Source organism: Streptomyces sp. NBC_01775 (assembly GCF_035917675.1).
Lineage (GTDB): Bacteria > Actinomycetota > Actinomycetes > Streptomycetales > Streptomycetaceae > Streptomyces.
Genome location: NZ_CP109104.1, coordinates 4,238,310 through 4,252,825 on the forward strand (window position 1 = coordinate 4,238,310; position 14,516 = coordinate 4,252,825).

The 14,516-nt window shown below is 70.9% G+C and carries 9 protein-coding genes and 1 tRNA gene; 5 read left to right on the forward strand and 5 right to left on the reverse strand.

Features of this window, described 5'->3' with window-relative positions:
• Positions 1-251: 251 nt before the first annotated feature.
• The 3 genes from OHB04_RS18860 to OHB04_RS18870 all read left to right on the forward strand — a co-directional run bounded on the left by OHB04_RS18860 (position 252) and on the right by OHB04_RS18870 (position 3,309).
• Positions 252-1,484, forward strand: a complete 1,233-nt coding sequence (locus OHB04_RS18860) for a DUF3631 domain-containing protein (RefSeq protein WP_326807863.1) — start codon at positions 252-254, stop codon at positions 1,482-1,484.
• A 167-nt stretch (positions 1,485-1,651) separates the two neighbouring features.
• Positions 1,652-1,858 (forward strand): helix-turn-helix domain-containing protein, encoded by a 207-nt coding sequence (locus OHB04_RS18865; RefSeq protein ID WP_326807864.1) that lies wholly within the window; start codon positions 1,652-1,654, stop codon positions 1,856-1,858.
• A 65-nt stretch (positions 1,859-1,923) separates the two neighbouring features.
• Complete coding sequence (locus OHB04_RS18870; protein WP_326807865.1) at positions 1,924-3,309, forward strand: tyrosine-type recombinase/integrase; 1,386 nt, start codon at positions 1,924-1,926, stop codon at positions 3,307-3,309.
• A 46-nt stretch (positions 3,310-3,355) separates the two neighbouring features.
• On the opposite strand, the gene OHB04_RS18875 is transcribed toward OHB04_RS18870, so the two are convergent.
• From OHB04_RS18875 to topA, 5 genes are all read right to left on the reverse strand, one after another.
• Positions 3,356-3,429, reverse strand: a tRNA-Thr gene (locus OHB04_RS18875).
• Between the two features lie 120 nt (positions 3,430-3,549).
• Positions 3,550-5,163, reverse strand: coding sequence for an alpha/beta hydrolase (locus OHB04_RS18880; protein ID WP_326688856.1), 1,614 nt, complete (start codon positions 5,161-5,163; stop codon positions 3,550-3,552).
• Between the two features lie 356 nt (positions 5,164-5,519).
• Positions 5,520-6,731, reverse strand: coding sequence for a DNA polymerase III subunit delta' (locus tag OHB04_RS18885; protein WP_326688857.1), 1,212 nt, complete (start codon positions 6,729-6,731; stop codon positions 5,520-5,522).
• A gap of 290 nt (positions 6,732-7,021) precedes the next feature.
• On the reverse strand, positions 7,022-10,168 hold the full coding sequence (gene tmk, locus OHB04_RS18890; protein ID WP_326807866.1) for a dTMP kinase: 3,147 nt from the start codon (positions 10,166-10,168) through the stop codon (positions 7,022-7,024).
• 131 nt (positions 10,169-10,299) lie between these two features.
• A complete protein-coding gene (topA, locus tag OHB04_RS18895) occupies positions 10,300-13,149 on the reverse strand; it encodes a type I DNA topoisomerase (RefSeq protein ID WP_326688859.1) in 2,850 nt (949 codons plus the stop codon).
• Positions 13,150-13,389: 240 nt separating this feature from the next.
• On the opposite strand from topA, the gene OHB04_RS18900 reads away from it, so the two are divergent.
• Positions 13,390-13,794: an NINE protein gene (locus OHB04_RS18900; RefSeq protein ID WP_326807867.1), complete on the forward strand. Its 405-nt coding sequence runs from the start codon at positions 13,390-13,392 to the stop codon at positions 13,792-13,794.
• A gap of 130 nt (positions 13,795-13,924) precedes the next feature.
• Positions 13,925-14,398, forward strand: coding sequence for a DUF2752 domain-containing protein (locus tag OHB04_RS18905; RefSeq protein ID WP_326688861.1), 474 nt, complete (start codon positions 13,925-13,927; stop codon positions 14,396-14,398).
• Positions 14,399-14,516: the final 118 nt, after the last annotated feature.

The following is a 14,516-nucleotide window of genomic DNA, read 5'->3' on the forward strand; positions in this document are numbered from 1 at the left end:
CAGGGCGTCCTTTCAGTCCTTCCCTTCACCGTCCTCACCGAGGCCGAAGCCCGCGCTGATAGGCACCGCCCTGTGGCCTGGCTCCACATCACCGCGCCCAAGGACGAAGCCCCGACCGCCACGTCGGTGTGCGCGTGCGGACGAAACCGCCGCGCTACCGGCCAGGCGGACGTACTCGCACTTCAAGAGAGCCACACCGCACATCGCGACTCCTGCCCACTCCGCACCCCCACCGAAGGGAGGGCCGCCGCATGAGCGAGCACATCGACGGCGCCGCACTGCTCGATGAAGTCGAGCGCTTCCACCGCCGCTTCAACGTCTTCCCAACCGAGGCCGCCTACGTCGCCACGACCTTGTGGGACGGCCACGCGCACCTCATGGACGCGTTCGACGGCACCGCCCGCCTGGCCTTCCTCTCCCCCGAACCCGGGTCCGGGAAGTCCCGCGCACTGGAGATCGTGGAAACCCTCACCCCCCGGGCCGCGACCACAGTCAACGCCTCCGCCAACGCCCTCTTCCGGCTGGTCGAGTCCGATGGCGGCACCCCCACGCTCCTCTTCGATGAGATCGACACCGTGTTCGGCCCCAAGGCGGGCGACAACGAGCCCGTACGCGGCTTCCTCAACTCCGGCTACCGACGCGGCGGCAAGTCCCTGCGCTGCGTCGGAGACGGCTCCAACCAGAGCGCCGAATGGTTCAGCAGCTTCTGCGCCGTCGCCATGGCCGGACTCGGCTCCCTCCCCGACACAATCCTGACCCGCTCGATCATCATCCGCATGCGCAAGCGCGCCCCCAACGAGAAGATCGAGCCTTACCGCCGGCGCACCCACGAACCCCAGGGTCACGCGCTGCGCAACCGGCTTGCCGAGTGGGCCGACACCATCCGCGACGACATCGCCGACGCCTGGCCAGAGATGCCCGAAGGGGTCTCCGACCGGCCCGCCGACGTGTGGGAACCGCTCCTCGCCGTGGCCGACGCGGCTGGCGGGCACTGGCCCGAGCGTGGCCGCGCCGCCTGCGTGGAGCTGATCGCCGCCGCCTCGGAGAACGACAAGGCCAGCATCGGCGTCCGCCTGCTGACCGACCTGCGCGACACGGTGTTCTGCGGCGCGGACCGCATGCCCACCGCCGTCATCCTCGAATGCCTTCTGAGCATGGACGACGCGCCCTGGGCCGACCTGGACGACAAGCCCCTCAACTCCCGCACCCTGGCCAAGCTGCTCGGCCAGTACGTCACCCCCGCCAACAAGCCGATCCGGCCCCGGGGCATCCGGACCGCCTCCGGCACCCCGAAGGGCTACCACGCGGAAGACCTTCAGGATGCCTGGACCCGCTACTGCCCCCCTTCCCCCGGAGAGACCGCAACAGCCGCAACGTCCGCCACACCGCAGGTCAGCGAGGGTGAAAGCGTGGCGGATCCCCTCCCCGGCGTCCGCAACACGTCCGAGGAAGCCGACACACGCACGCTCCGCATCGTCGGCTGACCAACCCAGTGCCACCGGTGCCGCCGCGCCCCAGCGTGGCGGCACCTATCCGCAACATGACAGCCGTCCGCCACAGATTCGAGCCGCTGACCAGCAATGTTGCGGCGTTGCGGCTGTTGCGGATTCCCCAGACGGAGAAAGGCCGACGGCCGAGGAGGCACACCCTGATGAGCGCCACCATGACCGCACCCGCTGACCGCCTGCTCTACAAGCCGGAGGACGCCGCCGAAGTCCTGAGCATCGGCCGCTCCTTCGTCTACGAGCTGATGGCGGCGGGAGAGCTGGAATACGTCGAACTGAGCCGCCGCTGCCGGCGCATCAAGCGCGCCGCACTGGAGCAGTACGTCGCCAAGCTGCCCCCACAGACCCACTGACCCACCCACATCCTGAGGCGCCCCCGGACACCAATCCGGGGGCGCCTCCTTGCATGGAGGAGCACGTGAGCCCTCGTAAGCCGAACATGGAGTCGTCCATCTACCTGGGCAGTGACGGGTGGTGGCACGGCCGCGTCACGATGGGCGTGAAGAACGACGGGAGTCCGGACCGCCGGCATCGTCGGGCGAAGACCGAACCGGAAGTCAAGCGCAAGGTCAAGGAGCTGGAACGGCTCCGGGACGAGGGTCGGGCGCCGAAGGCCGGGCGGAAGCCCACCGTTGAGCAGTGGCTGACGACGTACCTCACCACCATCGCGAGCCTGAAACTCAAGCCGCGCTCCCTGGATGACTACTGGTCGAAGGCCCGAAACGACATCGTCCCCGGGGTTGGTCAGCACCGTATCGACAAGCTCCGGCCGGAGCACTTGGAGCGGATGTACGCCGACATGCTCGAAGAGGGTCACGCGCCCTCCCACGTGGTGAAGGTCCATCGCATCCTGTCGCGGGCACTGAAGATCGCTCACCGTCGTCGGATCATCTCGGAGAACGTGGCCACCCTGGTCGATCCGCCATCCGTCGATGAGACCGAGGCGAACCCCTTCACCATGGCGGAAGCCAAGGCGTTCCTACTGGCTGCCGCGAAGCGCCCGACCTCCCTCCGCTGGATCGTCGGCGTGGGCATGGGGTTCCGCCAAGGGGAATGCCTGGGGCTGCGCTGGAAGTACGTTGACCTCGAAGCCGAGTTGTTCCACCCGCGATGGCAGCTCCAGCGCCTCACCTGGCGCCACGGCTGTCCCGACCCGCACGCCTGCGGGACCCGCCTGCACCGCTTCGAACCGTGCCCTGAGAAGTGCACAGTCCACAAGCACTACACGCGCGGCTGTCCCCCGCCGTGCTCGGAGGACTGCACCCGGCACGCGAGCGTCTGCCCGGAGCGCAAAGGTGGCGGGCTCGTCTTCACGCGGCCCAAGACGAAGAAGAGCCGTGAGCCCGTGCCGATCCCTCCCCCGTTCATCCCCCACCTGGCCGCCCAACGTGAGGCCCAGCAGGAAGCGCGCGAGGCAGCCGGTGAGCTGTGGGAGGAGCACGACGCGGTGTTCGCCCGGCCGGACGGTCGCCCCTTCGACCCCCGAGCGGACTGGGAGGAGTTCAAGGAGCTGTTGGAGGAGTCGGGCATCAGCGACCGTCGGCTCTACGACGGGAGCCGCCACACGGCCGGCACGATCCTGAACGAACTGGGGGTGGACATGCCCACGATCATGGAGATCCTGCGGCACACCCAGATCAGCCAGACGCGGCGGTACGTCAAGGGTCGGTCGGAACTGTCGAAGGAGGCCATGCGGCGTATGGGGGACGCTTTCCTGCCCCCGCCCCGGGCCACGTCTGAGACCAAAACTGAGACTGGGCAGACCCGCGCGGAGCGAGCGAAGCGCCGCCGTCGCATCCGCTGAAGCACAAAACCCCAGGTCAGAATCCTCTGACCTGGGGTCCCAGCGGAGCCGCCTAGGGGAGTCGAACCCCTGACCTACGCATTACGAGTGCGTCGCTCTGGCCGACTGAGCTAAGGCGGCAATGTGCGTGCGACCAGCGTGGCAGCCGCTGCGGCGACAAGTCTACAGGGTTTACGGGGGTGCTCCGGACTGGGTCCCGGCGGGGGCCGAGGAGACGTGGCGCGGGGGCAGGGGCGCAGGTCAGCGGCAGGTTGTGCCGTCCTTGGGGGGCTTGCCGCCGACGAGGTAGGCGTCCACGGCGCCGTTCACGCAGTCGCTGCCGCGCTGGTACGCCGTGTGGCCGTCGCCGTCGTAGGAGAGCAGGCGGGCCGAGGAGAGCTGGCCGGCCAGGCCCCGGGCCCAGCGGTAGGGGGTCGCCGGATCCCGGGTGGTGCCGACCACCACGATCGGGTCGGCGCCGTCCGCGGCGATGCGGTGCGGTTCACCGGTGGCCTTGTGCGGCCAGGAGCCGCAGTTCAGCGCCGCCCAGGCGAAGCCGCGGCCGAAGACGGGGCTGACTTTCTCGAAGGACGGCAGGGCCTCGCGCACCTCGTCGGCATCGGAGAAGGCCGACGGGATGTCGAGGCAGTTCACAGCGGGGTTGGCGAACATGATGTTGCTGTAGACGCCGTCGGGGCCGCGCTCGTAGTAGTCGTCCGACAGGGCCAGCAGCTGGGCGCCGTCGCCCTTCTTGCCCGCCGCGAGGGCCTCGCGCAGCATGGGCCAGGAGCCCTCGTCGTACATCGCGCGGATCACGCCGGTGGTCGCCTGCGACTCGGTGAGCGTGCGCTTGGAGCCGGTCTTCAGCGGCTTGCGGTCCACCCGCTCGAAGAAGGCGCTCATCTTCTTCCCCGCCTCCTTGACGCCGCCCTTGCCCAGCGGGCAGCCGGACTTCTTGACGCAGTCGCGGGCGAAAGCCCGGAAGGCGCCCTCGAAACCGGCCGTCTGTTCGCGGTTGACGCGGCGCGAGGAGAGCGAGGGGTCCAGCGCGCCGTCCAGCACGAGGCGGCCGGAGTTCTGCGGGAACAGGCCCGCGTACGTCGCGCCGAGGTAGGTGCCGTAGGAGGCGCCGACGTAGTGCAGCTTCTTGTCGCCGAGCGCCGCGCGCAGGACATCCATGTCGCGGGCCGCCTCGACGGTCGAGACGTGCCCGAGCAGCTTGCCCGTGCGCTTCTCGCAGCCCTTGGCGAACTTCTCGTACGAGGCGGTGAGTTTCTCCGTCTCGCCGTCGTCGTCGGGCGTCTGGTCGACGCGGGTGTACTGGTCCATCTGCTTGTCGCTCAGGCACTCGACGGGCCGGCTGCGGCCGACCCCGCGCGGGTCCATCCCGACGAGCGAATAGCGCTCGCGCACCTTCGCCGGATAGGCGAGCCCCGCCGACTGCTGGACGTAGTCGACCGCGGAGCCCCCGGGGCCGCCCGGGTTGACCTGCAAAGAGCCGCCCTTGCCCTTACCCTTGCCAGGCTTCGTACGGGTCACGGCCAGCCGGATCTCGTCCTTGGGCCCGTCCTTCGGATGCTCGTAGTCGACGGGCACCCGCAGCTTCGCGCACTGGAAGCCGCCGGGGCCGCAGTTGTGCCAGGCGAGCTTCTGGTCGTAGTACGGCCGCAGCTCATCCGGGACGCGCTCGGACAGCGGCTTGAGCGGCGGAGCGGCGGGCTCCCCCGCTCTGCTGCTGCTCGCCGACGCCATCGAGCGCGGCTGGTCGGGCGAATCCCCGCTCGTACAGCCGGAGATCAACAGCACGCCCGCGGTGAGCGCACCGAGCAAGGAGAGCGCGGCACGCGGGCCACTCAGCAGGCGTGTGTGGTCCATGACGAGTCCCTCCGCTCGCGGTACGTGCTCTCGCCGCACGTGTTGTGGAGCGTATCCGGGCCCACCCCGTCCATGCCCACTCCCCCCGGTTCCTTGCTCGTACGAGTGATCCACCGCCAGCCTGTCATACGGGCCTCCGGCGGCCCGGCGGAGCGCGTCAGCCCGCCGGGCGGGGGCACGTCGGCCCGTCCCGCGGGGGCACGTCAGCCGCCTCTCAGAAGCACACGAGGCCGCGCCCGGCGGGCCGCTCAGCCCGCTCAGCCCGCTCAGCCCGCTCAGCCCGCTCAGCCCGCTCAGCCCGCTCAGCCCGCTCAGCCCGCTCAGCCCGCTCAGCCCGCTCAGCCCGCTCAGCCCGCTCAGCCCGCTCTCAGTGTCATCGTCATCGACTCCACCGCCAGCAGCGGCGCGACATTGCGGTCCAGCGCGCGCCGGCAGTCCAGCACCGCCTCGATACGGCGCAGCGTCTGCTCGGGGCGGGAGGCGGCGGCGATCCGGTCGATGGACTCGACCGCCTCGTCGTGGGAAAGAGCCACCGAGGAGCCCAACTGCCGTGCCAGCACGTCGCGGTAGAAGCTCGTCAGGTCGGTCAGCGCCAGGTCGAGGGAGTCGCGCTGGGTACGCGTCGCACGGCGCTTCTGCTTGTCCTCCAGCTCCTTCATCGCCCCGGCCGTGCCGCGCGGCATCCGCTTGCCCTCGGACCCTCCGAGGGCCGCCCGCAGCTCCTCGGTCTCCTTGACGTCGAAATCCTCGGCGACCTGCTTGGCGTCCTCGGTGGCGGCGTCCAGCAGCTCCTGGGCCGCGCGCAGCGCCTGTCCCACGTCGTCCACCCGGGCGGGCAGCTTCAGCACGGCCGCGCGTCTGGCACGGGCCCGCTCGTCGGTGGCCAGCTTGCGGGCCCGGTCGATGTGGCCCTGGGTGGCGCGGGCGGCGAACGCGGCCATGCCCGGCTCGATCCCGTCCCGCCGCATCAGCAGATCAGCGACCGCGTCCACGGGGGGCGTACGCAGCGCCAGGTGGCGGCAGCGCGACCGGATGGTGGGCAGCACGTCTTCCGTGGAGGGGGCGCACAGCAGCCATACGGTGCGCGGCGCCGGTTCTTCGACCGCCTTCAGCAGGACGTTGCCCGCGCCCTCGGTGAGGCGGTGGGCGTCCTCCAGCACGATCACCTGCCAGCGCCCGCCGGCAGGCGACATCTGTGCCCTGCGCACGAGGTCGCGGGTCTCCTTGACGCCGATGGTGAGCAGGTCGGTGCGGACGACCTCGACATCGGCGTGGGTGCCCAGCAGCGCCGTGTGACAGCCCTCGCAGAATCCGCAGCCGGGCTCGCCGCCCAGCGCGCGGTCGGGGCTCACGCACTGGAGCGCGGCGGCGAACGCGCGTGCGGCCTGGGCCCGCCCGGCGCCCGGTGGGCCGGTGAACAGCCACGCGTGGGTCATGGCCGACCCGGACAGCCGGGCGGAGCCGCGCTCCGTGGCTTCCGCCGTCACGAACGCGTCAGCGTCGCGGGAGGCAGCACCCAGCTGCCTCGCCGCCCGCTCCTGCCCCACCAGCTCGTCCCAGACCGCCATGCCCCCATTGTCCCGGACGCCTGTGACAGCCGGACCCACCGCTGACAACCCGACCCACTGCTGGCGGCCGGATCCACCATTGACGGCCGGGCCCAGCGCCGTCTTCCGCCCGCCGCTGAATCGACCCGAGCCCTCCACCCGACGGGCCCTGCCCACTCGGCGGGCTCCCCCACCCGGCAAGCCATCCACCCCGCGAGCCATCCACCCGGCCGATCCGCCGTCCTGTGGCTCAGTCCGGCGGCTCAGCCCGGCGGCTCAGCCCCTGGGTTCGGCCCCTCGGCGAGCGGCTGCTATCGGTCCCGCTTGCGGCCTTTCTCGGGATCGTCGTCCTCGTGCCGGCCGAGCAACTCGTCGGCGAGCGTGGGCACATCGTCCAGCGGGGTCTCCTCCGCCCAGGAGGGGCGGGGGCGTCCGCCCTCGTCCACCTGCGGCAGCTCCCGCGTGCGGTCGCTGCTGCCCTCGCCGGCCTCGTCGACCTGTGGCAGGACCGTGGTCTCCTCGTGGTCGGAGACCTGCGGCAAGACGGTGGTCTCGTCGTTGTGGCCAAACGCGGAGGACGCAGAGGACGCGGGGGGCGACGCCTGCGGGATCTGCGCGGTGTCCGCCTCCGTGCCGTCGGGCAAAGCGGCCGACGGCGCATCCTCCGGTGCACTTTCCGGGGCATCGGGGGTGACCTGCGGAATCTGCGCGGTGTCCGCCTCGGTCCCGTCGGGAGATGGCGCAGCATCCGGTGCGACAGCACCCGCCGAACCCGACCCCGAGCCCGAACCCGAAACGGCACCCGACTCCGAAGCCGAAGCCGAAGCAGCAGCCGGACCCGCAGCCGCCGTCTCGTCCTTCCGCATGGAGTGCGCCGCCCGAGTCGCAGCGCGGGCCTCCTCGGCCCGCAGCAGCGCCTCCTCGGCCTTGCGCTGGCGCTCCAGCCGCCGCTCCTCCGCCTCGGCGCGCAGCCGCGCCTCCTCGGCGGCACGCTGGCGCAGCCGCTCCTGCTCCTCCTCGTGGGCGCGCTGCTCCGCCTCGCGCCGCGCGCGGTCCTCCTCGGCCTTGCGGCGGGCCTCCTCGGCCTGCTTCCTGGCCTCCTCGGCGCGCCGCGCCTCCTCGCGCTGACGCTCCAACTCGGCCTCGCGGCGCTTGCGCTCCTCCTCCTCGCGGCGCAGCTTCTCCAGCTGTTCCTTGCGCTCGCGCTCCTGGCGCTCTTCCTCGGCCTTGCGCGCCGCCTCTTCCTCAGCCTTGCGACGGGCTTCTTCCTCGGCCTTCTTGCGGGCCTCTTCCTGGGCCTTCTTCTCGGCCTCGGAAAGCGGCAGCACCTGGTCGAGGCGGTGGCGTACGACGGTGGTGACGGCCTCGGGCTCCTGGTCGCCGTCGACGACGAGGTAGCGGGCCGGGTCTGCGGCGGCGAGGGTCAAGAATCCGGAGCGCACCCGCTCGTGGAACTCGACGGGCTCGGACTCCAGCCGGTCCGGCGCCTCGGTGAACCGTTCCCGCGCGGTCTCCGGCGCCACGTCCAGCAGCACGGTCAGGTGCGGGACGAGGCCGGCGGTGGCCCAGCGGGAGATACGGGCGACCTCGGTCGGCGACAGGTCGCGCCCCGCGCCCTGGTAGGCGACGGAGGAGTCGACGTAGCGGTCGGAGATGACCACGGCGCCGCGCTCCAGCGCGGGCTTGACCACCGTGTCGACGTGCTCGGCCCGGTCGGCCGCGTACAGCAGCGCCTCGGCACGGTGCGAGAGCCCGGTCGAGGACACATCGAGCAGGATGGAGCGCAACCGCTTGCCTACGGGCGTGGAGCCGGGCTCCTTGGTGACGACGACCTCGTGGCCCTTGCCCCTGATCCACTCGGCGAGAGCCTCGACCTGGGTGGACTTGCCCGCGCCGTCGCCCCCTTCGAGGACGAGGAAGAAGCCGGACCCGGCCGGGGACCGGGTGGCCTGGCCGCCGCCGAACGCCTCCAGCAGGTCGCGGCGCAGCGGCACGCCCTGCCGGTCGTCCGTACGCCCCAGCAGCAGCGCGCCGACCGGCAGCAGCAGCGCGCCGACGAGCATGAGCGTGAAGGACGCGCCGCCGTGGTCGAAGACGAAGGCGCCGTTCTCCACGCGGTGCGGCCCGACGAGGGCGGCCACCACGGGTGCGACCACCGCGGTAACCGCCAGCGACAGCCGTACGGCCGCCTGGAGGTGCTCGGTGGTGCGGGGCCGGCGGGGGTCCTCGGTCTCCTGGTCGAGCAGGGTGTGCAGGGTGTTGGCCGAGATGCCGGCGCCGAGCCCGGACAGCAGCGTCAGCGCGATCACGGTGGCGGTGTCCGAAACGAGCCCGGCGGCCAGCAGCGCGATGCCGGTGAGCCCGATGACGAGCGCGAGCAGCCTGCGCCGGGAGAGCGCGGGCAGCGTGAGGGGTGCCAGCCGGATACCCGCGCCGGTGCCGCCGGTCAGCATGAGCGTCAGCAGCCCGAAGGCGACGGGGCCCCCGCCCAGGTCGGCGGCGTGCAGCGGGGCGAGCGCCACGGCGGCGGCGATGGCACCGGCGACCGCGGCGCCCGCGAGCACCAGCAGCGGAACGGCGCCGGTGCGGCCCTTGTCGGTGCCGCTGTCGGTCTTGGGCCTGCGCAGCCCCTCCAGCGGGGAGCGGGGGCGCGGGCCGGCCGCGTCCGGCAGCTCGAGGAAATAGACGACCGAGGCCGCGGCGGCGAAGAGCCCGGCGGCGACGTACGAAGCGAGAGCGCTTTGGTGGGCGCCGAACCAGTCGATGCCCGTGCCCAGCAGGTTGCTGATCAGCGTGACGACGACCAGCAGCGCTGCGGCGACCGGCAGCGCGACGAAGCCGGAGCGCAGCCACAGCCTGCGCAGCGCGTCGTGGTGGTCGGGCAGCCCGCGCACAGCGGCGCTCTCCGGCGGGGCCGCCGGGAGCAGCGCGGGCGCCGTGCTGTCCCGCGTGACGGTCGAGAGCCGCTCGGCGGCGCCCGTCACGAAGACGGTGACCAGCAAGACGGGGAAGGCGCTGCCTGGTGTCCAGTCGATCCACAGCGGCGCGACGACCAGCGCCAGCGCGCGCAGCACATCGGCGCCGAACATCGTCCAGCGCCGGTCCAGGATTTTCTTCTTGTCCTGGCCGGAGTTGACGAGCGCGGCCACGGGGCCCAGGAGCACCGCTCCGAACAGGAGCGTGGACAACAGCCTGAGCCCGAAGACCGACGCGACGACAAGGGCCATCCCCCGGTACTCGCCGCCGAAGACCGGGTCCCCCGCCACACCGCGTACGGCCGCCGCCTGCATGGCCAACAGCAACAGCACCAGCAGGGCCAGCATGTCGCCGATCCCGCTGGTGAACTGGGCGCTCCACAGCCGCCGCAGCGGCGGGAAACGCAACAGCGCGCTGACGGCGCCCTCGCGGGATTCCGCGGCCAGGGAGTCATCGGGGGCGGTAGGGGACTGAGACTTCATCCCGCCAGCGTATAGGGAGCCTCCGACTACCGGAGGGCTACCCGAACATCAGTGCCTCCACCGGCTCCTGCGCCCACCCGTCCAGGCATGGCGCTGCCCCGCTCGGACGAGCGGGGCAGGGGCCGGTCCGGCTACTCCCCGGCGGTCTTCTTCGAAGCGGCCGTCTTCTTGGAGACCCCGGTCTTCTTAGCAGCTGTCTTCTTGGAGGCAGCGGCCTTCTTGGCAGGAGCCTTCTTCGCAGCGGCCTTCTTGGCCGGTGCCTTCTTGGCAGGAGCCTTCTTCGCAGGAGTCTTCTTCGCCGGTGACTTCGCCCGCTTCTCCGCGAGCAGTTCGAACCCGCGCTCGGGCGTGATCGTCTCGACGTCGTCGTCGCGCCGGAGGGTCGCGTTCGTCTCTCCGTCGGTCACATACGGTCCGAAGCGGCCATCCTTGACCACCACCGGCTTCTCGGTCTGCGGGTCGGTGCCCAGCTCCTTGAGCGGCGGCTTGGCGGCGGCCCTCCCCCGCTGCTTCGGCTTGGAGTAGATCTCCAGCGCCTGTTCCAGCGTGATGGAAAAGAGCTGCTCCTCGCTCTCCAGCGAGCGCGAGTCCGTCCCCTTCTTCATATAGGGGCCGTACCGTCCGTTCTGGGCGGTGATCTCGGTGCCGGACTCGGGGTCGACGCCGACGACGCGCGGCAGGGAGAGCAGCTTCAGCGCCTGCTCCAGCGTGACCGTATCGAGCGACATGGAGCGGAACAGCGAGGCGGTGCGCGGCTTGACCGCGTTCTTGCCGGTCTTCGGCGTGCCCTCGGGCAGCACCTCGGTGACGTAGGGGCCGTAGCGCCCGTCACGAGCGACGATCGGACGGCCCGACTCCGGATCCGTACCCAGCTCGAAATCGCCGCTGGGCTTGGCCAGCAGTTCCTTGGCGTAGTCGACGGTCAGCTCATCCGGCGGCAGGTCGTCCTGCACATCGGCGCGCTGGCCCGGCTCGCCCTCGGTCTCGCTGGGGCCCTCGACGTAGGGGCCGTAGCGCCCGACGCGCAGGGTGATGCCCTCGCCGACGGGGAAGGAGGAGACGCCGCGGGCGTCGATGGCGCCGAGGTCGGACACCAGTTCCTTCAGTCCGCCCAGGTGGTCGCCATCTCCGTTGCCCGAGTCGGCCGCCGAGCCGACGGCCGTCTCCGCCTCGCCCTCGCCGAAGTAGAAGCGCCGCAGCCACGGCACCGCCTCGGCGCTGCCGGCCGCGATGCGGTCGAGGTCGTCCTCCATCTTGGCGGTGAAGTCGTAGTCGACGAGCCGCCCGAAGTGCTTCTCCAGCAGCCCGACCACGGCGAAGCTCAGGAAGGACGGCACCAGGGCCGTGCCCTTCTTGAAGACGTAGCGCCGGTCCAGGATCGTGCTGATGATCGAGGCGTAGGTCGAGGGCCGCCCGATCTCGCGCTCTTCCAACTCCTTGACCAGCGTGGCCTCGGTGTAGCGGGCCGGAGGCTTGGTGGCGTGGCCGTCGACCGACAGCTCCTCGGCGCGCAGCGGGTCACCCTCGGTGACCTGCGGCAGCCGCCGCTCACGGTCGTCCAGCTCGGCGTTGGGGTCATCGGCGCCCTCGACGTACGCCTTGAGGAAGCCGTGGAAGGTGATGATCTTGCCGGTCGCGCTGAACTCGGCGTCCCGCCCGTCGGAGGAGCGCCCGCCGACCTTGACGGTCACCGACTGCCCGACCGCGTCCTTCATCTGGGAGGCGACGGTCCGCTTCCAGATCAGCTCGTAGAGCTTGAACTGGTCGCCCGTCAGCCCGGTCTCGGCCGGGGTGCGGAAGCGGTCGCCCGAGGGACGGATCGCCTCGTGCGCCTCCTGCGCGTTCTTGACCTTGCCGGTGTAGGTGCGCGGCTTGTCCGGGAGGTAGTCGGCGCCGTACAGCTGTGTGACCTGCGTGCGGGCCGCGGAGATCGCCGTGTCGGAGAGCGTCGTGGAGTCCGTACGCATGTACGTGATGAAGCCGTTTTCGTACAGCTTCTGCGCCACCTGCATGGTGGACTTGGCGCCGAACCCGAGCTTCCGGCTGGCCTCCTGCTGGAGGGTGGTCGTACGGAAGGGTGCGTACGGCGAGCGGCGGTAGGGCTTGGACTCGACGGAGCGGACGGTGAAGTCCGTGTTCTCCAGCGCTGCCGCCAGCGTCCGTGCGCCTTCCTCATCCAGGTGCAGGACCGAGGAGCGGTCCTTGAGCTGCCCGTCGGAGCCGAAGTCGCGGCCCTGCGCGACCCGCCGCCCGTCGACGGCGCTCAGCCTGGCGCCGAAGGTTCCCGGGTCTCCCGTCGAGGCATCCCCCGCCTGCCCCGTCGCGAACGTCCCGGTCAGGTCCCAGTACTCGGCGGAGCGGAACGCGATCCGCTCGCGCTCCCGCTCGACGACGAGCCGGGTGGCGACCGACTGCACACGGCCCGCCGACAGCCGCGGCATGACCTTCTTCCACAGCACCGGCGAGACCTCGTAGCCGTACAGACGGTCGAGGATGCGGCGGGTCTCCTGCGCGTCGACCAGCCGCTGGTTCAAGGTGCGGGGGTTGCGGACGGCGTCCTGGATGGCGTCCTTGGTGATCTCGTGGAAGACCATCCGGCGGACGGGCACCTTGGGCTTGAGCACCTCTTGCAGGTGCCAGGCGATGGCCTCGCCCTCGCGGTCCTCATCGGTGGCGAGGAGGAGTTCGTCCGACTCGGCCAGCAGCTCCTTGAGCTTCTTGACCTGGTCCTTCTTGTCGCTGTTGATCACATACAGCGGCTCGAAATCGTGGTCGACGTTCACACCGAGACGGGCCCAGGACTCGCCTTTGTACTTCGCGGGGACCTCGGCCGCACCGTTGGGAAGGTCGCGGATGTGCCCGACGCTGGCCTCGACAACGTAGCCCGGGCCGAGATAGCCCTTGATCGTCTTGGCCTTGGCAGGGGACTCGACGATCACGAGTCGGCGCCCGCCGTTTGCTGTCTCGTGGGTCGGGGACAACTTCTGCTCTTCTCTCCGGTCGGTTGTGCCGATATGTCTCGGCTGTGTCTCGACTGCGTCGCAGCCCGACAGCGTTTCCGTATCGCTGCGGAGTGTGACGGTACCTCCCGCCTCCATGTCAAACGGGAAAAGTCCGCAACGCCACTCGAACGGTAACCCGACAACCAGGAATCCCGCCGCCCGATGCCTCTGGCAGCATGTCTGCTCACAACCAGGTACCGCTCGACCTCGGAGGGACCCATGTCCGATCCCAACCAGCCCGGCTACGGATACCCGCAGCAGCCCGGCCAGAACCCGTACGGCGCCCCGGCCGGCGGCCCGCAGGGACAGCCCGCCTACGGCTATCCCCAGCAGCCGCCGATGCCCGGAGCCCCAGGTCCGTACGGCGCCACCGACCCGAACGCCCCCTACGGCTACGACCGCTACGGGCGCCCCTTCTCGCACAAGTCGAAGATCGTCGCCGGCGTGCTGCAGCTCTTCCTCGGCCAGCTCGGAATCGGCCGTTTCTACACCGGCCACATCGGCATGGGGATAGCCCAGCTTCTTACCTGCGGAGGTTTCTGGATCTGGGCGCTCGTCGACGGAATCATCTTCCTCGTCAGCGACGAGCGCACCGACAGCGACGGTCGCATACTCCGCAGCTGACCCGGCAGTGTCCAGGCAGCATGGTTTAGGCAACCGCAAGAAGGGTTCGGATAACCGGAGGAAGCGCATCCAGCACAGCGGATGCGGGACGGCCGGAGACCGGACCGTCGGAACGGAAGAAGACACTCGCATGGAGAGGGCCGCGGCGCGAGACGGCACGGGGGACACCAGCCAGACGGTGAAGGGGCACGTCCCTCCCCCTCTCGTCCGGCTACGCGCCGCGCTCTCCCATCCGGCCGCCGCGCCGCTCGCCACAGCGGCGGCGGGGGCGGCCGGTGCCGTCCATCTGTGGGGCACCGACCCCCACCAGTCCGGTCAGCTGCTGCCCCGTTGCCCTTTCAACTGGGCGACGGGGCTGCTGTGCCCGGCGTGCGGCGGCACACGGATGCTCTACGACCTGATGCACGGCGACTTCGCCGCCGCGCTGCACGACAACACCGCGCTGCTGTTCCTCGGCCTGCCCGCCGCCGTGTACCTGTCCGGCCGCTGGCTCTACGAGGGGCTGCGGGGGCGCCGCTACCGCCCCCGGCTGAGCACCCGGGGCACGGTCGCCGTCCTCTCCCTCGCGGTGGCCTGGGCGGTGGCCCGCAACCTGGTGGGCTGAGCCCCCTCGAAGCCCGTCCGAGCCTCGCACCGGATACCGGGTGCGGTTCCTCACACCGGATGCCGGGTTCCGGATACCTCGCACCGGATACCGGACGCCAAGTGCCCCGTACCGGATG